Source organism: Alphaproteobacteria bacterium (genome assembly GCA_017308135.1).
Taxonomy (GTDB): Bacteria; Pseudomonadota; Alphaproteobacteria; order CACIAM-22H2; family CACIAM-22H2; genus Tagaea.
Map to the genome: position 1 here is coordinate 16061 of JAFKFM010000006.1, position 19558 is coordinate 35618.

Below are 19558 nucleotides of genomic sequence, written 5' to 3' on the forward strand. Positions count from 1 at the left end.
CGCTTAGGGTGCTTGCGCGTCGAGAAGTTCGGCCGGAATCTCCTGCACGCGCGGCGCGTAAGTCCAGACGAGGCCGGCGCGAATCGGACGGCCCGGATAGAGCGGCGCCAACGCCGCGCGATACGCCGCGAGCTGCGCCACGTATTCCACCGGCACGTCTTCGATGCGTTCGGGCGGCGGGCGATTGGTCTTGTAGTCGAGCACGAAAATCGCGTCGTCGCGCACGACCAAGCGATCGATACGGCCCGACAAAGCGCGGCCGCCCACACGCGCGACGATCGGCGCTTCGGCCAATCCTTCGCCCGACAGCGCTTGCGCGAAATCCGGCAGATCGAACAGCGCCAACGTCTCGCGCGCGATCTCGTCCTGCTGGGCTTCATCCAGCGAATGACCGGGCCGCGCGAGGAAACGCCGCGCCGCCGCGTCGCGTTGATCAGGCGGCAGATCGGGCAAGGTTTGCAGCAAGCGATGGATCAGCGCACCGCGCTTGATCGCATCGGCCCGGGCACCCGCAAGCGGCGAGGCGGCGGCGGGCATCTGCCCTTCGCGCGAGGGCACCAGCGGCTTGGGCGGGACGGGCTCTTCGGGCGCATCGCCGCGCCGCAGCCAAGCCGGTGCATCGCCGGCGGCACGCGCTTCGGCCATCGCGTCGGCCTTCTGCGTTTCGAGCGTCGCGGGTTTTTCGTAGGACACGATCGCCGTATTGCCGTCGATGCCGGTACCATGCGTCACGCCGGGCCGCGTTTCGATCGCGGCTTTCAGCGCTTCGTACCAGGATTCCTTCGCCGGTTCCTTGTCGCACCAGCCGCAAACGATCAGCCGATCGCGCGCGCGCGTCGCGGCGACGTAAAGCAGGCGCTTGTATTCGGCGATCTCGCGCGTGCGCGCGGCGTTCTTCGCCGCGTCGACCATCGCGCTGCCGTCGGAACCCGACGGCCACCACAGCGGAAACGCGGGCGCATCCGCACTCCACATCGGCGGGCGGCTGGCATTGTTCGGCAATTGGCACGTATCGGGCAGGAACACGACCGGCGCTTCCAAGCCCTTGGCGCCATGCACGGTCATCACGCGCACTTGGCCATGCGCGCGCTCCATGTCGCGTTTGATATCCGTGCCGCCCGCTTCGAACCACGCGAGGAAGCCTTGCAGCGAGGGCGGATGGGCGCGTTCGAAATCGAGACAGGCGGCCAGGAATTCGTCGAGCGGATCGGCCGCGTCCGGCCCCAAGCGGCCGAGCATTTGCGCCTTGCCGCCGCCCGCCCCCAGCACGCTCGCGAAGAATTCGAACGGAGCCGCGAAATCGGCCTGGGCGCGCAGCTTCGACAGGGTTTGCGCGGCATGGCCCCATTTCGGATTCTCGCCCGCACGTTCGCGCAAGATCGTCCACAGCTTCGCGCGCCGCCCCCGGCACAACGCGAATAGATCGTCGTCGTCGAGGCCGAACAGCGGCGATTTCAAGATCTCGGCGAGCGAAAGCTCGTCCTGCGGCAGCAAACAGAAGCGCGCGAGCGACAGCAGATCCATCACCGCGATCTGCGCGCCGAGCACCAGGCGATCGGCGCCCGCGACGGGCACGCCCTCACGCTTCAGCGCTGTCACCATCGCTTCGAAAAAGCGATTGCGCCTTCGCACCAAGATCAGAATATCGCCCGCGTCGATATTCCGGCCCAAAGCGGGCAACGGCTCCCGGCCGATCCAGCTTTTGATCGTGCGTGCGATCGACAGCGCAAGCCGCGCCGACGGATGCGCCGCCGATTCGTAATCGACCGGCAAATCCCAGGGCTTGCCGTCGGGGACATCGGCTTTGACGAAAGGCGCCCACAGATCGACGCGCCCGCCCGCCGTCGCGCGGCGCGCGATATGGCGGATCGGGGCGGTCGACACACCCGCGCGGGCCGCATCGCTATCGAAGGCCGCATCGACGACATCGAGCACGGCGGGGGCGGAGCGGAACGACAGCGGCAGGGCGATCTCGCGCCATGCCGTGCCCGCGCGCGACGCGAAATCCTCGCGCGACGCCGCGAAAGCCGCGAGATCGGCACCCTGGAAGCTGAAAATCGATTGCTTCTCGTCGCCGACGACGAACACGGTGCGCCGCCGCTCGACCGCCCCCTCGCCCGCGAAATATTCGCCGGTCAGCGCGCGCACGACGCGCCATTGTTCGGGTGCGGTGTCCTGCGCCTCATCGACCAGCACATGCTCGATGCCGCCATCGAGCTTGTAGAGGACCCAGGGCGCGCCGTCTTCCAGCAGCGCCACGGTCTTGCCGATCAGATCGTCGTAATCGAGCAAGGCGCGCGCGGTTTTGCGCGCTTCGTAGGCTTGGAACGACGCCGCCCCCAAGCGCAGCAAGGACGACGAGCGGCGCAGCGTCTCGATCTCGATCAGCGTGCGATGCAACGCCTCGGCGCGAGCCTGCTCGGCCACGAGGGCGGCCAGCACCTCGGGCGCGTTCTCGGCGACTTTCTTGGTGGCCAGGCGCTTACGCGGCTCGCGGTCGCCGGTGAGGAATACATCGATCCACGGCTCGATATCGCGGCGCGGCCCCGCCAGGAACGCGCCGATCTCGGCGGCGGAATCCTTGTCGGTTTTGCCGCCGAACCGGTCGAGCGCCGACGCAGCGCTCTTCATCGCCGCTTCGTCGAGCCGGGCGAGGAATTCGGCGATGGCAGAGACGCGATCGGCCTTCGGATCGAGCCCCGCATCCCCATAGCGCCGCGCGATCTCCGCTTCGACGCCGATCCCGACCAGATCGCGCAACTTGGCGCGCGACAACAGCAGAAAATCCAGCGCGTCGGTGACGCTCTGCTCGTTCGCCGCCCCCGCGACGATGGTGAGAGCGTCGCGCAACACCGGATCGTCGCTGGTGGTGAGCGCGTCGCGCGCGTCGGACAGCAATTCGGCGGCGGCCGTATCGTCGGCGATTTCGAAATGCGGCGGCACGCCCGCTTCCAGCGGAAAGCGCTTCAACAGCGATTCGCAAAAGGCGTGGATCGTCTGGATGCGCAAACCGCCGGGCGCTTCCAGCACGCTGGCGAACAGCACGCGCGCCATGCGCATTTCGCGATCGTCCGGCGCGCGGCCCAAACGATCGACCAGTGCCTTGCGCAATTCCGCATCGTCGCAAATCGCCCAGTCGGCGAGCAGCTTCGACAGGCGTTCGCGCATTTCCGCCGCCGCCGCCTTGGTGAAGGTCAGGCACAAAATCGCGGCGGGGCGCACGCCGCGCAGCAGCAGATTGACGATGCGCGCGGTCAGAACATGGGTTTTGCCCGCGCCCGCATTCGCCGACACCCAGACGCTGAAATCGGGATTGGCCGCGACGCGTTGCGCGGCAAGGCCCTGTTCGATCGGATCGGGGGCGCTCATTCGTCGCCCCCTTCGATCGCCCATTCGGCGACACGCGCGAGATGATCGTAATCGCCGGCGAATTTCACGTATTGCACGCGCGGGCGCGAGCGATAGGCGGCATCGGGATCGCGATAGGCTTTGATCAGCGCCGCCAAATTGGCGCGCGTTTCGGCCAGGAACGTGGGCATGTCGGCGATGGCTTTGGCGGGCGCGCGGGTCTGGAAACCGCGATCCTTCGCCGAGCCGCCAAGCCCGATATAGGTGAGTTCCGCGACCGGCGCTTTGGCCACACCTTCGAATCCGCCCGCCTCGGCGATCAAGGCTTCGAGCGGCAATTGCGGCGACAACCCGGTCGCGACTTGCGGGCCCGTCGGCATCGTGCCGGTCTTGTAGTCGAGCACGACCAGCGTGCCGTCGGCTTTACGATCGATCCGGTCGGCCGTCGCCGACAGCGCGAAACCGTCGATATCGAGTGTGCCTTTGGTTTCGACGGCAGCGACGCGCAGGCCCATGGCGCGGCGCGCGGCATCTTCGGCGACGAACATCTCCGCCATCAGCACGAAGCGCGGCCACCAGAAGGCGCGTACCGACGGCGGCGGGTTGATTTTGTCGAACGCGTCGCGGCCGAACGCGATCAATTGCGCCAACGCATCCGGCGGCAATTCGCCGGGATAGGTCTTGGCGAAGCGTTCCAGCGCATCGTGATAGAGATTGCCGCGCTGGCGCGCATCGGCATCGGCGTCGATCTCGTCGAGCGCGTAGAGGCCCAGGATCTTCGACGCATAGATCGCATAGGGATCGCGGATCAGCGTTTCGATTCGCGTGACCGACAATCCCTTGGGCCGGGCGGCGACCGGCGGCTTGGGGGCCGGCGGGCGGATGGGGGCGACGACGCGGCCATGTCCGTCGAGTGTGGCGGCCCAGGCGGCTTGATCGGGATCGAGCGCCGAAGCCCAGCGCGGATCCTTGCCCAGCAATGCGTCGAGCCGGACGAGCCAGCGCGACGCGATGGCGGGGCCCGATTCGGTTTTGCGCGCGCGCGACAACACGACCGACGCGCCGGAGAAAGCTTGCGCGAAATCATGCGCCGCCAAGCCGATCTGACGTTCGAGCGGCGGCAAACCCACCTTGGCGCGCATCGGGCGCGACAGCCACGGGTCTTCGCGCGTTTCGCCGGGCCAAGTCGTTTCGTTCAAGCCGCCGAGCACGACCAGATCGGCCGAAACAAGACGCGCTTCGATCGTGCCGCGAATGCTGATTCGCGGATGCCCGCCATAAGGCGGGCGCCAACTGGCGGTCGCGAGCAATTCGTCGAGCAGATCGGCGAAGCCCATGCGCTTCACGTCGCCGAAATTCGGCGCGGCATCGATCAGGCGCGCCGCGAAGCTCGCCAGCGCGTTGCCCGCCTGCCCGTCCCATAATTTCGTGCGGCCGGTTTCGTCGCGCGCGAGATCCTCGGCGGCGCGAAGATGCGCCGCCAGCAGATCGCGCAAATTTTCGGGCGCCGTTGCCAGCGGCGCCAAGGCGGCGTCGAGTGCATCGATCAACGGCAACGCGTCGTCGGGGGCGGCTTTGCGCAAGCCAGCGATGCCGGGTGCCGGCCGGGGGCCGCGCAAGCCCAAGCGATCCAAGCGCCGCGTTTGGGTGAGATGCGTGGTGCGGTCGCGGCCCAGCGACGCCAGCGGATGTTTGAGCAGCGCGAGCAGATCGACCGGGGCAAGATCGTCCGCCGCCGCGCGCGCGAGCAGGCGCAGCAGCACGGCGGCGGGGGCGAGATCGAGCCGCCGCCCGGCGGAATCGTCGGCCTCGATTCCCCAGCGGCGCAATTTGGCCGACACGCGACGCGCGAGATTGCGGTCGGCAGTGACGAGGGTCGCCGTGCGGCCCGGCGTTTCCAGGGCGCCGCGCAACAGCACGGCGATGGCGCCCGCTTCGGAATCCGGATCGGCGGATTCGAGCCGCATCAAACCGGCGAAGGCCGCATCGCCTTGCCGGGGCGCGGTGCGCCAGGCTTGGGTGGTCGCGGCAGGCCGCAAGGCTTCGGCGGCCAGTGACGCGCGCGGTCCCGGCGCCGTGCCGTCCCAAACGGTCACGGCGTCGCGCGCGACTTCCATCCGGCGCAGCAAATGATGCAGGCCGTATTGCGGATGCGACGGTTCCTGCCCGATCGCTTCCCATGTCGCGGCATCCGAGTCGCGATCGAGGCCGGGCAGCACGACTTCGCCTTGCGGCAGGCCGGCGATCACCTTCAACAGATGCGCGGTCGCGGGCACCGAGCCGGTCGAGCCCGCCGCCCAGATCGGGCCTTGCGGCGGATGCGCTTTCCAGCGCTGGGCGAGCGCACGGATCAGTTGCACGCGCCGCGCCTGCGGGTCCATCTGGCCGCGCGCTTCCAGAATAATCGGCCAATGCTCGCGAATGATCGCGAGGAATTCGAGCGTCTGGCCCCAATGGCGCGCGTAATCGTCGGGCACCAGCCCGTCGAAATTCGCCCACGGCACTTCTTCGATCTGCAGCGAGTCGAGAAGTTCGGCGAGAGCGCGCGCCAAACGCAACGCGGCGGCGGGCGAAGGTGCGGCCTGCCCGCCTTGCTTGGCGACCAACTTCGCCAACAGCAACTCGCGCGCGACGCCGTCGATCGCGGGCGGGAGCTCGGCGTCGAGCTCGGCGCCCTCGCCCGTCAAAATCAGCTCGTCCTCGTCCACGTCGCCGATCGCGGCGATGCGCGGTAGCAGCAACGGCTTGCCGCCCGCTTCGGCCAAGAACGCCTCGCCCAAAGCGCGCACCGCGCGCCGATTGGGCAGCAACACCGTGGCGCGCGACAAGGTTTCCGGCGCGGTGCCGAGCTTGGCGAGAATGCCCTTGGCGAAGGCCGCGAGGAAATTCACGCCAGCCGGGATCGTGCTGACGCGCATGTCGGACTAGACCTTCTTCGCCGACCAGCCGAGTTCGCGCTCGGTCGCGGTCACGCTGTCGGGCGTGCCGACATGGAACCACAAACCGTCATGCACGACCGACCAGAGGCGGCCTTTGGCTTCCGCCGCGTCGTAGACCTTGTTGAGCGAGAAGGCGCCGGGGGCGAAACCCGCCAATGCGCGCGGATGCAGGATCTGCACGCCCGCGTAAACGAAGGGCGCGATCTCCGGATCGCGGCGGCGGCGCGCCTTGCCGTTGGGATCGACGAAATAATCGCCGCGCCCCTCGTAGCCGCGCGCCGTGGCGGCGGAGGTCATCAACAGCAGCACATCCATGGCGCCGTCGTCCCACGCATCGGCGAGACGCTTCAGCGCCGGGCGCGGCCCGTCGAACCACAGCACATCGGCATTGGCGCAGAAGAACGCGCCCGGCCCGAGCACGGGCAGCGCGTTCAACACGCCGCCGCCGGTTTCCAATAGATCGGGCTCATGCACCGTGACGATCGCCACATCCTTGCGCGATTTCACATGCGCTTCGAGCGTGGCGCGATGATGGTGGAGATTGGCGACGACGCGGTGCACGCCCGCCTCCGCCATGCGGTCGATCACGCGGTCGATCAACGCGCGCCCGGCGACCGGCACCATGGGTTTGGGCAGGGTGTCGGTCAGCGGGCGCATACGCTTGCCCAAACCCGCCGCCAGAACCATGCCGGTGTCGAAGGCGCTCATGCCGCGATCTCCGCTTTCGGACGCGCGCGCCATTCGGCGGGCACATGCGCGTCGAACCACGCGCGCACCGGCGCCAAGGCCGGATGCGCCAGATCGGCGTTCAATTGCCGCCAGACGCGGTCGATATGTTTCAGATATTGCGGCTTGCCGTCGCGCCGGAACAGCCGCACGAAAATCCCGGCGATCTTGGCGCTGCGCTGGGCCGACAAGATCGCCAACGCCGCTTCGAATGCACCGCGATCGATTTGCGGCCGCGCCGATAGATAAGCGTCGATCGACGCGCGCACCACCGCGGGCGACACGTCGCGCCGCGCATCGCCGATCAAACTAGCCAGGTCGTAGGCGGCGGGGCCGATCAACGCGTCCTGGAAATCCAGCAAGCCGCAGCCGCGAATGCCGGGCCGGTCGAGACTGATGAGATTGTCGACGTGATAATCGCGCAAGACCAGCGTTGTGCCACCCGCGCGGGCGAACGGATAGACCGCGTGCCACGCGGCGAGATAGGCGGCGCGCACATCCGCATCGGTCGGTTTGCCCGCCCATTCGGGCAGGAACCAATCGGTCAGCAACAACGCCTCGCGATCGAGTGTGGCGTCGTCATAGGCCGGGCAATCGACATGGGTTTGCGCCGGATGCGCGTGCAACGCGAGCAGCGCATCGACCGCGCGCGCGTAAAGATCGGCTTCCGAGGCGCCCGCCTTCAGCGCGCGCGTGAAGGTGTCGTCGCCCAGATCCTCCAGCAGCAGGAACCCGGCATGCGGCTCGGCCGCATCGATGCGCGGCGCCGACAAGCCCAGGCGATAAAGATGCGTCGCGACCGTCACGAAGGGGCGCACGTCTTCCTGCGGCGGCGGCGCATCCATCAGCACGGCTTGGCGATCGCCGTCGCGCAGGCGGAAATACTTGCGGAAACTCGCGTCGTCGGCGAGCAGCGTCGGCTGGATGCCCGCCCACCCATGCGCGTCCAAGAAGGCGCGCGCGGCCTTGCGCGGAACGGGCGTTTCAGCCGCCATGCGCCAGCTCCGGCCGTCCGGCCCAATTGGCACCACCCGAGACGATCGCGTGGCGCGAATTTTCGTCCGCGCCTTGCGACAGCGCGACCGTCAAGCGATCCGCCGGCAAATAGGGCCCGAGGCGCTGCGGCCATTCGATCAACGCGATGGCGCCTTCGCGCGCCGCTTCCCAGCCGAGTTCCCAGATCTCATCCGGGTCCGCGAGACGATACAGATCGAAATGCCAAATCGGCCCGCCGGGCAGGTCGTAGGTCTGCACCAACGTGAAAGTCGGGCTCGGCACTTCGACCTCGGCGCCCGCGCGGGCATGGATGAAGCCCCGCGCGAATTCGGTCTTTCCCATGCCCAAATCGCCTTCCAGGGCGATCGCGTCGCGCGGACGCGCCGCTTTCGCGAGCAACGCGCCCAATTTCCGGGTCGCGGCGGCGTCCGGAAGGTCCAATTCGCGAATCGGCGTGGGGGCCAGCATGAGCAATCTTCTACCCGGAAATCCTATGTCCGAAAATCCGTTGAAAAGCGCGCCCGGCTTGGCCATCAATGGCGGCCATGTCCCAGATCCACACCACCGATGTCGCCATTATCGGCGCCGGCCCCGTCGGCCTGTTCGCCATTTTCGAATGCGGCATGCTGAAGCTGAAGACCCACGTCATCGACGCGCTGGACTTCGCCGGCGGCCAATGCGCCGCGCTCTACCCGGAAAAGCCGATTTACGACATTCCGGGCTACCCCAAGATCGAGGCGGCCGAACTGATCGCCCGATTGCAGGAGCAAGCAGCACCCTTTTCGCCGACCTATCACCTTGGCCAGCGCGTGGAAAAGCTGACCCGCGAGGGCGATGCGTGGCGCCTGGAAACTTCGACCGGCACGGTGATCGTCGCCAAGGCGGTGCTGATCGCGGCGGGCGTGGGCGCGTTCGGCCCCAACAAACCGCCGATGCCGCGTATCGACGAGTTCGAAAACAAAGGCGTGCATTACCTGGTGAACAGCCGCGAGGCGTTCCGGGGCAAGCGAGTCGCCATCGCGGGCGGCGGCGATTCGGCCCTCGACTGGACGCTGAGCTTGGCCGATGTCGCGGCACGCGTGATGGTTGTGCATCGCCGCGACAAGTTCCGCGCCGCGCCCGACTCGGTCGCCAAGGTCAAGGCGCTGGCCGATGCGGGCAAAATCGACATGGTCGTGCCCTATCAGCTCGATTCGCTGGAAGGCGAGCCGGGGGCCCTCGAGGCCGTCATCCTCAAGGATCTCGACGGCAAGGCCCGCCGCCTGGAAGCGGACGCGCTGCTCGCCTTTTTCGGCCTGTCGATGAATCTGGGGCCGATCGCCGAATGGGGCCTCGATATCGAAAAGGCCCATATCAAGGTCGAACAGCGCACGGCGGCGACGTCGGCACCCGGCATTTTCGCCATCGGCGATATCGCGCATTACCCCGGCAAGCTGAAGCTGATCCTGTCGGGCTTCGCGGAAGCCGCGGCGGCGGCGCATGCGGCGCGCGCGATCTGCCATCCCGGCGAGACCTATCACTTCGAATATTCGACGACGTCGGGTGTGCCGGGCGCGTAAGCGCGCCGATCAATTCTTCCAAATCGGCACGCGGGCCATGACGGTCGTGCCGTCGCCGGGCATCGAGGCGAGATGCACCGTGCCACCGTGCAATTCGACGATGCGCTTCACCAGCGACAGACCCAGCCCCGCCCCCATGCGCCGCGCATCGGGGGCGGTGCCGCGCTCGAATTCCTTGAACACGCGCGACTGATCTTCGGGCGCGATGCCCATGCCGGTATCGGCGACGGCCAGCGCCACATATTGCCCCGCCCCTTCGGCCGAGAGCGTGATCTTGCCGCCCGCCGGCGTGAACTTGATCGCGTTGGACACGAGGTTGCACAACGCCTGTTTCAAGCGGCGCGGATCGGCGCGCAGATCGGGCAAAGCGCGCGGGATCCGCACGTCCAGCGACAGATCGCGCTCGCGCGCCAGATCGGCCATGATCTGCGCCGTTTCCTCCATCAGGCCGAGCACAGGCACGGGCGCCAAATCCAGTGTCATGCGGCCCGCGTCGATCGAGGCGAGATCGAGAATGTCGTTGATGATCGCGAGCAGGCGTTGCGAGGCCGACAGAATATCGTCGCAATACTCGACCTGGCGTTCGTTGAGCGTGCCGAAATACTGCTTCGACAGCATTTCCGCGAAGCCGATGATGGTATTGAGCGGCGTGCGCAGCTCGTAGGACACGGTCGAGATGAATTCGGATTTGAGCCGGTCGGCGGCTTCCAGCGCCTCGGCGCGTTCGCGCAAGGCGCGCTCGACGCGGATCGTGTCGGTGACGTCGAGATAGGAAAGCTGCGTGGCGCCGTCGGGCAACGGCACCAGCGCGTAATCGAGAATGCGCCCGTCGGCGCGTTCCAGCCTTGCGCGCACCGGTTCGCGCGCGCCGATATCGTCGGCAAGGCGCGATTTCGTCTCCTCCCAATCCTCGTCGGCCGGGTAGAAGGGCCGCATCAGATCGATTACTTCGCCGATATGCGGCTCGGCGATCAACGCGGCTTCGGGCATATCCCAAATGCGCGCAAAGGCCGGGTTGTGCAGCTTCATCTTGCCGTCCGACCCGAACACCGCGACCCCTTCCTGAAGGTTGTCGAGCGTGGCGCGCTGCACGGCGATGAGGGTGTTGTAGGAGCGTTCGAGCGTGAGCCGGTCGGTCACGTCTTCGAACGCGAACAGCAAGCCGCCGAGCGGATGCGCCAGGCAGCGCTCGCGCAGCGTCGTGCCGTCGGGCAGATACATCAATTCGTCGATCGGCTCGAAGATCGAATCGAACAGCGCCACGCGCTGGCGCTTGAACATGCGGAAATCGGCGAATTCCGGCAGGCGGCGGCGCTCGCGCAAACTTTCCAGCACTTCGCCGTATTCGGGCTCGGTCGCCAGCCAATCCTCGTCGACGCGCCAAAGCCGCGCATAGGCCGAGTTCGCGTATTTGAGCCGCTTGTCCGCGCCGAAAATCGCGATCGCGACCGGCATGGTTTCCAAGACCGTGCCTTGCGCGCCGATATGGCGGGCAAGCTCGATCCCGCCTTCCTCGCGCTCAGTCTGGTCGACCGCCATGCCGATCGTGCCGCCATCGGGCAAGGGCGCCTCGACGAAATCATAAAGCCGGCGCGCGCCCGCGACGATCAAATGGCCCGAATCGCTTTGCGACGTGCGCGCGGCCAGCGCCAAGCGCGCGAGGGCCGACAGCTTGCGCGCGATCGCGTCGCCGCCCAGCTTGGCGATGCCGTCGATGAAATCGTTGCGCTCCGCCCCGCCCGCATCGGCATAGGCGATGTTGCACCACACGACGCGCTGTTCGGGATCGCGCCGCCACATGGGGACGGGCAACGCGTCGAGCGCGGATTCGAGGCGGCGCAGCGCGTCTTCCGCCGCTTCGCGTTCGACGCGCTGGAGATTGGCGCGCACCGAAATCTCGCGCTTTTCGCTTTCGGCCTGGGCCGCGCGCGCCTCGGCGGCCGCGGCACGGCCGCGTTCGCGCCACGCCCAATAAAGGGCGGCGGCCAGTGCCAACGCCAAGGCGGCAAGGGCGAACTCCATGGGCCGGGAGTGTAGGGAGGCCCCCCGCGTCGCGCCAAACGAAAACGGCCGGCGGGTCGCCCCGCCGGCCGTTCGGTCTTACGCCGAAGCGGAAGACTTAGTAGCGGTAGTGGTCGGCCTTGAACGGACCCTGCTGGGTCACGTTGATGTACTTGGCCTGGGCCGGGGTAAGCTTCGAGAGCTTCACGCCGATCTTTTCCAAGTGCAGGGCCGCGACCTTTTCGTCGAGGGTCTTGGGCAGCGTGTAGACCTTGTTCTTGTAGATACCGGCGTCGCGCTTGGTCCACAGCTCGATCTGGGCGAGCGTCTGGTTCGAGAACGACGACGACATCACGAAGCTGGGATGGCCCGTGGCGCAGCCCAGGTTCACGAGGCGGCCTTCGGCGAGCAGCAGGATGCGCTTGCCCGACGACAGCTCGATCTCGTCGACCTGCGGCTTGATGTTGTTCCACTTGAAATTCCGCAGACCCGCGACCTGGATCTCGCTGTCGAAGTGGCCGATGTTGCACACGATCGCGCGATCCTTCATCGCGCGCATGTGGTCCACCGTGATGACGTCGATATTGCCCGTCGCCGTCACGAAGATGTCGCCGCGCGGGGCGGCGTCTTCCATCGTCACGACCTCGTAGCCTTCCATCGCCGCCTGCAACGCGCAGATCGGATCGATTTCGGTGACGAGCACGCGGGCACCCGACTGGCGCAGCGACGCGGCCGAGCCCTTGCCCACGTCGCCGAAGCCGGCGACGACGGCGACCTTGCCCGACATCATCACGTCGGTCGCGCGGCGGATCGCATCGACCAGCGATTCACGGCAGCCATACAGGTTGTCGAACTTCGACTTGGTGACCGAGTCGTTGACGTTGATGGCCGGGAACAGCAGCGAGCCGTCCTTTTCCATCTGATAGAGGCGATGCACGCCGGTCGTCGTTTCCTCGGTCACGCCGCGCACCGAGGCGCCGACCTTCGAATACCAGCCCGGCTGTTCCTTCACGCGCTTCTTGATCGCGGCGTAGAGGACTTCCTCTTCCTCGTTCGTCGGGTTGGAGACGACCTTGAGGTCCTTCTCCGCCTTGATGCCGAGATGGATCAGCAGCGTGGCGTCGCTGCCGTCGTCCAGGATCATGTTCGGCACGCCGCCATCGGCCCACTCGAAGATCTTGTGGGTGTAATCCCAATATTCGACCAGCGTTTCGCCCTTGATGGCGAAAACCGGCGTGCCGGCGACGGCGATCGCCGCCGCGGCGTGATCCTGGGTCGAGAAGATGTTGCACGAGGCCCAGCGCACGTCGGCACCCAGCGCCTTCAGCGTTTCGATCAGCACGCCGGTCTGAATCGTCATGTGCAGCGAGCCGGCGATGCGGGCACCCTTCAAGGGCTGCGCCTTGCCGTATTCGGCGCGGATGGCCATCAGGCCCGGCATTTCGGATTCCGCAATCGACAGTTCCTTGCGGCCCCATTCGGCGAGCGAGATGTCCTTGACGATATAATCGGCCATGTGCGGCGTTTCTCCGGTGAAAAGGCGGGATCGAGCGCGTTCAACGCGCGGACCCGGCGGGGAATTCCAAGGCGAGGCTTATAACCGCCGCCCCCGCCCCCCTCAATACGAAAAGGGCGCTGCGCCAAGCCCTTAAAACAACGAAACAATTCCGGCTATGGCGGAGCCGGGTGCCGTGCGCTTATGCTGCGGCGTCAAGTCCCCGCCATATCCCGATTCCCGCGCCCCACATGACCGGTCCGCCGATGAGCCAGAAGCCGCCTTACCGCGTCGAATTCGCCGCCTATCCGATCCTGGTCGTCGAGGACGATCCGGTCATGCGCCGCAACCTGATCCAGATGCTGCGCAATATCGGCTTCTACCAGATCCACGAGGCCGCCGACGGCGAGGCCGGGATTACGGCGCTAAAATCCATGGCGCATTGCGACGTGGTGCTGTCGGACATTTCGATGGCGCCGGTCGGCGGGCTAAAATTCCTGGAGCGCGTGCGCACCGAATTGCAGCCGCCCGCGCGCGACGTGCCGGTCGTGTTCGTCACCGGCCATGGCGACGTCGAGACCGTCGGTAAAGCCAAGCAGCTGCGCCCGGCCGGTTACGTGCTGAAGCCGGTCGCGGCCGAGAAGCTTTCGGCGCGGCTGGCGCAGATCTTGAACCTGAACGAAACGGCATCCGGATAAAAGCCGCGGGGGGAACGATCGGGCGCATGAACGACGGCCAGGAGGGATATTTCACGCTGCGCGGCGCGCCTGCGCGCAGCAAATCCGACGAGGAGCGCGACCGCGACCGCGCGGCCGAGCAGATCCCGGCGGAAAAGATGGTGCGCCTGTCGGTGCGCGACGCGCCCGTGCTGGCGGGCGGTGCGGGCGGCGGGCGGTTGTCCATCCTGGCGATGACGCTGCTGGGCTTCGGCGCGCTGGTCGGCGTACTGATCGCGTCGATCGTCACGGGCATCGTCCAGACGCGCGAGATCGGCGCGGAATTCGCGCGCCTGCGCACGTTGAAGGAAGTCGCCGATACGGCGAACACGATCGACCGATCGCTGGGCCAGCTTCGCTTGTCGGTGCGCGAATTTCTGAGTTCGGGCGACCCCAGCCATGCCGCGATCGCGCGCGTCAAACTCGCCGACATGGCCGAGCTGGTCGCCGACGCCAAACGCGGCGAACGGGCGGGCGAGCGCGCCGCGGTGCTGGAAGCCACGCGCGAGGGCCTCGCGCGATTCGGCAACGTGTTCGAGCAGGCGGCCGGGCTGCAAGCCGACCGAAACATCGCCTATGAACGTTTGGCGCTGATCGCCGAACAGGCGGAATTGAACTTACGCGACATCGCGGCGACGCGGTCGGCCCAGCGCGATGCGGCCGGGGCGGCGCGCGCCAACGGGTTGCGCGACGCGCTGATCGAAACGCGCACCCTCTCCCTCGCCTATCAGGCCGAACGCGGGCGCGCCGATCTTTCCGCGCGGCTCGACGTGGCGCTGGCGGCATTGGAATGGGGCCGCAACGCGGTCGATGCCGATCTCGCGTCGGAAATCGCCGAGGTCGCGCGCGGAGCCCGCGCCGTGCGCCTCGCGGCCGAAAGCGCCGAAGGACTCGTCGCACGCGGCATCGACGCGGAAGGCCGCGAGATCGAGCAATTGACGGAGCGCTTGCGCGCCCTTGCCGCCAACGCCGAAGCCGGTCTCGTCACGCTGGTCGAACGGCGCGTGACCGATATGGGCGGGCAAGGCTTGGCGCTGATCGTCATCGGCGCGGTGCTGGGCCTGTTGTCGGCGCTGGCGGTGGCGCGGCTGACCACCGGCCCGGTGCGCGACATCGCGCGGGCACTGGAGGACGTGTCGGCGGGGCGCATCGACACGGCCATCCCCTATCTCGATTTCGGCAACGAGATCGGCCGCATGGCGCGCGCGACGGAAGTGTTCCGCCAAGCCATGTCGGAAATCCAGCGCGCGGAAACGGTGTTGCGCGCCAGCCTCGACAACATGGATCAAGGCTTGGCGCTGCTCGACGCGAATTACGAATTGCAGATCGCCAATTCGCGCTTCGCCCAGATGCTGGGCTTGCCCGCCGCCGCCGCCCGGCGCGGCACGCCGATCGAAGACATCATCCGCGCCTATTTCGAAGCGCATATCGCCGATCCGGGACGGCGCGCGGCGGCGATCGCCGAGCGCATCGCCATCGCGCGCAACGGCCAAGCGCAAGCGTTCGAGCTGGCCGGGGCCGGCGGCAGCGCGCTGGAAGTGCGCGTGCGCCCGATCCCGGAAGGCGGCGTGGTTTATACCTTTACGGACGTGACGCGCACGCGCGAAAGCGAGCGCGCGGCCAAGCAGGCGCGCGACTTCCTGGAATCGGTCATCGACGCGATGCCGGCCAATGTGAACGTCAAAGGCCGCGATCTGCGCTACACGATGTTCAACCGCTATCAGGCAGAAGTCTTCGGCTTCGACCGGCGCACCGCGATCGGCAAGCGCCTCGCCGATCTCGTACCGCTCACGCCCAGCGCCACGCAGGTCGTGCGCAACGAGGATCTCGACGTCGAGATTCTGGACGGGCGGCGCGGCACGATCGTCTACGATTTCGAAAACATCGACGCCGACGGCCGCCATCGCGCGTGGCTGACGACCAAAACCGCCGTGCGCGACGATGCGGGCGAGATCACCGGCGTGTTGACCGTGTCGATCGATATCGGCGAGCGGCGCAAGCTGGAACAAGCGTTGCGCGACGCCGCGCAAGCGGCGGAAGAAGCCGCGCGCGCGAAGTCGGAGTTCCTTGCGGTGATGAGCCACGAGATCCGCACGCCGCTCAACGGCGTGATCGGCACGCTGGAATTGCTGCGCCGCCAGCCTTTGACCGCCGATCAGGCCGAGCTTGCGGGTATCGCCCACGAAGCGGCACAGAGTCTGATCCAGATCATCGGCGACATTCTCGATTTCTCGAAAATCGAAGCGGGCAAGCTGGAACTCGAATCCGTGCCGATCGCCCCGCGCCGCGTGATCGAAACCGTGGTCAACGCGCTGGAACCCGCCGCCTCGGCCAAGGGCCTGCGCTTGGCGAGCCGCGTCGACGAAGGCTTGCCCGAGGCCGTGTTCGGCGACGCGCTGCGCTTGCGCCAAGTGCTGTTCAACCTGATCGGCAACGCGGTCAAGTTCACCGAGGCGGGCGAGATCGACGTCGCGGTCACGCATGCGCCCGTTCCCGGAACCTGGCGTTTCGAGATCCGCGACACGGGCATCGGCATGACGGCGGAACAGCAAGCGCGGCTATTCTCCGCCTTCCATCAGGCCGACACTTCGACCACGCGCAAATATGGCGGTACGGGGTTAGGTCTGTCGATCTGCCGCGGCATCGTCGAGATGATGGGCAGCCGGATCGAGATCGATAGCCGGCCGGGCGAAGGCTCGACCTTCCGCTTCGACGTGAAGCTCGATGAGTGCGATCCGGCCTTGGTCGTGCAAAGCGACATCGAAGTCGGACGCCATCGCCTGCTGTCGCCGGGCACCCGCGAAACGGCTTTGCGCCGCGGCCATCTGGTGCTGGTGGCGGAGGATAATCCGACCAACCAGCGCGTGGTGCGCAAGCAGCTCGAACAGCTCGGCTGTGCGGCCGATATCGCGGTCAACGGGCTGGAAGCGCTGGAGATGGCCAAGACCGGCCGCTACGCGCTGGTGCTGATGGACCATCACATGCCCGAGATGGACGGGCTGGACGCCACGCGTGCGATCCGCGCGATCGAGACTTCGACCGGCGCCAAGCGCACGCCGATCGTGGCGCTGACCGCCAACGCGTTGCGCGGCGAGGCCGAGCGCAGCTTCGAAGCCGGCATGGACGATTTCTGCGCCAAGCCCCTCACTCTCGCTCAGCTCGCGCGCGTGCTGCGCCGCTGGCTGCCCGATCGCGATTCGGCGGAAGCGGAAATGGCGGCGATGGTCGACAGCGTGCTGCCGCCGGCCGACGATCATACGGTGCTCGATCTCGCCCATCTTGTCGCCACACTGGGCGCCATCGACGACGGCTTGCGCGAGGATTTGCAGCTGTTCATCGAAACGACCGAGGATTACGTGCGCCGCATCGTCGTCGCCGTCGAAGCGCGCGACGCGCGCACGGCGCGCGAAACCGCGCATTCGGCCAAGGGTGCGGCGCGCACGGCCGGGGCGCGCGAACTCGCCGCGTTGATGCAGGCGATCGAGGATTCGGTCAAACAGGACGATTTCGTCACCGCGGCGTCGCTCGCCGGCGCGCTGCGCTCCACGCTCGACCGCGTCGCGCGCGCGGTCGCCGCCCTATAAGAAAACGGGAATATCCGCCATGTACAGACCCGAGTTTTCCGCCTTCGCCGTGCTGGTCGTCGAGGACGACGCCTTCGTACGCCGGTCGATCGTGCGCATGTTGCGCGCGATGGGCTTCGTCGAGGTGAAGGAGGCCGCCGACGGCGAAGCGGCGCTGCAGACGCTGAAGGCGATGCCCCAATGCGGCGTGGTGTTGTGCGATATCGGCATGAAGCCGGTCGGCGGCCTGCAGTTCCTCGAACGGCTGCGCAAGGAATTCATTCCGCCGCTGTCGGACACGCCGGTCATCTTCATCACCGGATCGGCCGACAGCGAAACCGTCAAACGCGCGATGACGATGAAGGCGGCGGGCTATGTGCTCAAGCCCGTCGTGCCGGACAAGCTGTCGGGGCGCATCGCGACGACGCTGAAGCTGCCGGGCGCTTCGGCCTAATCCGTTCCGAAGGAATCGTTGAAACCATCGACCAGCGCGGCGATGCGCGCGGCGTCGGATTCGTCCATCACCGCGCGGGCGCGTTGCGTGGCGGCGGAAAGGTCGAGAGCGCGCACGCGGCTTTTGACGCGCGCGATTTTGGTGGGCGACATCGACAACTCGCGGATACCGAGCCCCGCGAGTAACGCGGTGTAGCGCGGATCGCCCGCGATCTCGCCGCAGATCGACACCGGAATGCGGTTGCGCAACGCCGCTTCCGCCGTGAACTGGATCAAGCGCAGCACCGCGGGATGCAGCGGGTTGTAGAGATGCGCCACCTGCTCGTCGCCGCGATCGATGGCGAGCGTGTACATCGTCAAATCGTTGGTGCCGAGCGCGAAGAAATCGCACACCCGCGCCAAGGCGTCGGCCGTCAGCGCCGCCCCCGGCACTTCGATCATCGCGCCCAAGGGCGGCAACGGATCGGGGATCGCGACACCCTTTCGTACCAATCGCCGCGCGGCCTTGGCGAGCGCTTCGCGCACCGCGACCATTTCGTCGGGCGTGGAGATCATCGGCACGAGAATGCGCAACGGCCCGACCATCGCGGCGCGCAAAATCGCGGCGAGTTGCGTGTCGAGCAATTCGGGCCGCTTCAGCCCCAAGCGGATCGCGCGCAGGCCCAAAGCCGGGTTCGGGCCGGGCGAGAGGTCGCCCAGCGCCGAGGCGAGTTTTTCGCCGCCGACATCGAGCGTGCGTACGGTCACGAGCTTGCCGTTCATGCCGCGCAGGATTTGGGCGAGCTGTTCGAATTGCTCGTCCTCGCCCGGCACGTCGTCGCGGTTCATGAACAGGAATTCGCTGCGCAGCAAACCCACGCCCGCCGCCCCCGAGGCGACGGCGAGATCGACCTCGCGCGGCAGTTCGAGATTGGCGAGCAACGTGAACGGCACCGAATCCTTGGTGATCGCGGGCAGTTTCGCGGTGCGCGCCAAGCGCCGCTCGGCCTTTTCGAATTCCTGGCGCTTCTTTTCGTACTTGGCGAGTGTGGCCGGCGTGGGGCGCACGATCACGCGCCCGGCCTCGCCATCCAGAATGACGGCGTCGCCCGGCTTCACCGCGCCGACGAGTTCGGGCACGCCCAAAACGGCGGGCAAGCCCAAGGCGCGCGCCATGATCGCCGTATGGCCTTCGCGCCCGCCGATCATCGTGGCGAAGCCGCCGATCGTTTCGGGATCCATCACCGCCGTATCGGCGGGGGTGATTTCCTCGGCCACCACGATCGCGCCATTGGGAACGTTCTTGAATGCGCCCCACGGCGTTTGGGTAAGGTTGCGCAACAGGCGCCCGGCGACTTCGCGCACTTCCTGCACGCGCTGGGCGAGATAGGAATCGTCCATTGCCTCGAACGCTTCGGCGATCGCGTCGGCTTCGGCGCGCACGGCACTTTCGGACATCAGCAGATTTTCGGCGATGCGCTTTTCCACGCCGCGCACGAGGCGCGATTGGGACAGCATTTGCGCATGCGCGTCGAGCAAATGGCCAAGCTCTTCGGCCGCTTCGGGGGGCAAGGCGGCCGTCTTGCGCTTGAGCTTAGCGAGCTGCTTGAGACTGACGTCCACGCCCGCGCGAAAGCGCTTCAGCTCGCCTTCGACCTGGTCGGGTGCGACGCCGCATTCGGCGATCGCGAACGCCTCCACGCCGTGGACGTAAGCGGGACCGATCGCGATGCCGGGCGAGACGCCAAGCCCCTCGAACACGGCCATCCCTTCGCCGCGGGTC

Annotated in this window: 12 protein-coding genes; 4 read left to right on the plus strand and 8 right to left on the minus strand. The window is 67.1% G+C overall.

Annotation, left to right across the window (positions count from 1 at the left end; all coding sequences use genetic code 11):
- Window positions 1–3 precede the first annotated feature (3 nt).
- From addA to tsaE, 5 genes are read right to left on the minus strand one after another with little or no spacing between them, the layout of a single operon-like run.
- Window positions 4–3369 (minus strand): double-strand break repair helicase AddA, encoded by a 3366-nt coding sequence (gene addA, locus J0H39_00325; GenBank protein ID MBN9495170.1) that lies wholly within the window; start codon window positions 3367–3369, stop codon window positions 4–6.
- Window positions 3366–6266, minus strand: coding sequence for a double-strand break repair protein AddB (gene addB / locus J0H39_00330; protein ID MBN9495171.1), 2901 nt, complete (start codon window positions 6264–6266; stop codon window positions 3366–3368). Before addB ends, addA begins: the two co-directional genes overlap by 4 nt.
- Window positions 6267–6272: 6 nt before the next feature.
- The gene (locus J0H39_00335; protein ID MBN9495172.1) at window positions 6273–6995 is read right to left on the minus strand and encodes a nucleotidyltransferase family protein; all 723 of its coding nucleotides are present in this window, start codon (window positions 6993–6995) and stop codon (window positions 6273–6275) included.
- Window positions 6992–8008, minus strand: coding sequence for a phosphotransferase (locus tag J0H39_00340; protein ID MBN9495173.1), 1017 nt, complete (start codon window positions 8006–8008; stop codon window positions 6992–6994). Before J0H39_00340 ends, J0H39_00335 begins: the two co-directional genes overlap by 4 nt.
- Window positions 7998–8477: a tRNA (adenosine(37)-N6)-threonylcarbamoyltransferase complex ATPase subunit type 1 TsaE gene (tsaE, locus tag J0H39_00345; GenBank protein ID MBN9495174.1), complete on the minus strand. Its 480-nt coding sequence runs from the start codon at window positions 8475–8477 to the stop codon at window positions 7998–8000. Before tsaE ends, J0H39_00340 begins: the two co-directional genes overlap by 11 nt.
- A 77-nt stretch (window positions 8478–8554) precedes the next feature.
- Here tsaE and J0H39_00350 point away from each other — a divergent pair, with 77 nt between their 5' ends.
- On the plus strand, window positions 8555–9568 hold the full coding sequence (locus tag J0H39_00350) for an NAD(P)/FAD-dependent oxidoreductase (protein ID MBN9495175.1): 1014 nt from the start codon (window positions 8555–8557) through the stop codon (window positions 9566–9568).
- Between the two features lie 9 nt (window positions 9569–9577).
- On the opposite strand, the gene J0H39_00355 is transcribed toward J0H39_00350, so the two are convergent.
- Complete coding sequence (locus J0H39_00355; GenBank protein ID MBN9495176.1) at window positions 9578–11590, minus strand: PAS-domain containing protein; 2013 nt, start codon at window positions 11588–11590, stop codon at window positions 9578–9580.
- Between the two features lie 97 nt (window positions 11591–11687).
- Window positions 11688–13085 (minus strand): adenosylhomocysteinase, encoded by a 1398-nt coding sequence (locus tag J0H39_00360; GenBank protein MBN9495177.1) that lies wholly within the window; start codon window positions 13083–13085, stop codon window positions 11688–11690.
- Window positions 13086–13315: 230 nt separating this feature from the next.
- On the opposite strand from J0H39_00360, the gene J0H39_00365 reads away from it, so the two are divergent.
- Genes J0H39_00365 through J0H39_00375 form a run of 3 tightly spaced genes read left to right on the plus strand, consistent with a single transcriptional unit; the run spans window position 13316 to window position 17797 of the window.
- Complete coding sequence (locus J0H39_00365) at window positions 13316–13762, plus strand: response regulator (protein MBN9495178.1); 447 nt, start codon at window positions 13316–13318, stop codon at window positions 13760–13762.
- Between the two features lie 26 nt (window positions 13763–13788).
- Entirely contained in the window at window positions 13789–17364 is a 3576-nt protein-coding gene (locus tag J0H39_00370; protein ID MBN9495179.1) for a PAS-domain containing protein, read from the plus strand.
- A gap of 19 nt (window positions 17365–17383) precedes the next feature.
- Window positions 17384–17797, plus strand: coding sequence for a response regulator (locus tag J0H39_00375; GenBank protein ID MBN9495180.1), 414 nt, complete (start codon window positions 17384–17386; stop codon window positions 17795–17797).
- Here the strand turns inward: J0H39_00375 and ptsP are convergent.
- Window positions 17794–19542 (minus strand): phosphoenolpyruvate--protein phosphotransferase, encoded by a 1749-nt coding sequence (gene ptsP, locus J0H39_00380; GenBank protein MBN9495181.1) that lies wholly within the window; start codon window positions 19540–19542, stop codon window positions 17794–17796. The two genes, J0H39_00375 and ptsP, sit on opposite strands and share 4 nt — an antisense overlap.
- Window positions 19543–19558 lie beyond the last annotated feature (16 nt).

What these genes read in the sequence shown, in the direction of transcription:
- addA (MBN9495170.1), bottom strand. Translation starts at nt 3,369, where the DNA reads ATGAGCGCCCCCGATCCGATCGAACAGGGCCTTGCCGCGCAACGCGTC.
- addB (MBN9495171.1), bottom strand. Translation starts at nt 6,266, where the DNA reads ATGCGCGTCAGCACGATCCCGGCTGGCGTGAATTTCCTCGCGGCCTTC.
- J0H39_00335 (MBN9495172.1), bottom strand. Translation starts at nt 6,995, where the DNA reads ATGAGCGCCTTCGACACCGGCATGGTTCTGGCGGCGGGTTTGGGCAAG.
- J0H39_00340 (MBN9495173.1), bottom strand. Translation starts at nt 8,008, where the DNA reads ATGGCGGCTGAAACGCCCGTTCCGCGCAAGGCCGCGCGCGCCTTCTTG.
- tsaE (MBN9495174.1), bottom strand. Translation starts at nt 8,477, where the DNA reads ATGCTGGCCCCCACGCCGATTCGCGAATTGGACCTTCCGGACGCCGCC.
- J0H39_00350 (MBN9495175.1), top strand. Translation starts at nt 8,555, where the DNA reads ATGTCCCAGATCCACACCACCGATGTCGCCATTATCGGCGCCGGCCCC.
- J0H39_00355 (MBN9495176.1), bottom strand. Translation starts at nt 11,590, where the DNA reads ATGGAGTTCGCCCTTGCCGCCTTGGCGTTGGCACTGGCCGCCGCCCTT.
- J0H39_00360 (MBN9495177.1), bottom strand. Translation starts at nt 13,085, where the DNA reads ATGGCCGATTATATCGTCAAGGACATCTCGCTCGCCGAATGGGGCCGC.
- J0H39_00365 (MBN9495178.1), top strand. Translation starts at nt 13,316, where the DNA reads ATGACCGGTCCGCCGATGAGCCAGAAGCCGCCTTACCGCGTCGAATTC.
- J0H39_00370 (MBN9495179.1), top strand. Translation starts at nt 13,789, where the DNA reads ATGAACGACGGCCAGGAGGGATATTTCACGCTGCGCGGCGCGCCTGCG.
- J0H39_00375 (MBN9495180.1), top strand. Translation starts at nt 17,384, where the DNA reads ATGTACAGACCCGAGTTTTCCGCCTTCGCCGTGCTGGTCGTCGAGGAC.
- ptsP (MBN9495181.1), bottom strand. Translation starts at nt 19,542, where the DNA reads ATGGCCGTGTTCGAGGGGCTTGGCGTCTCGCCCGGCATCGCGATCGGT.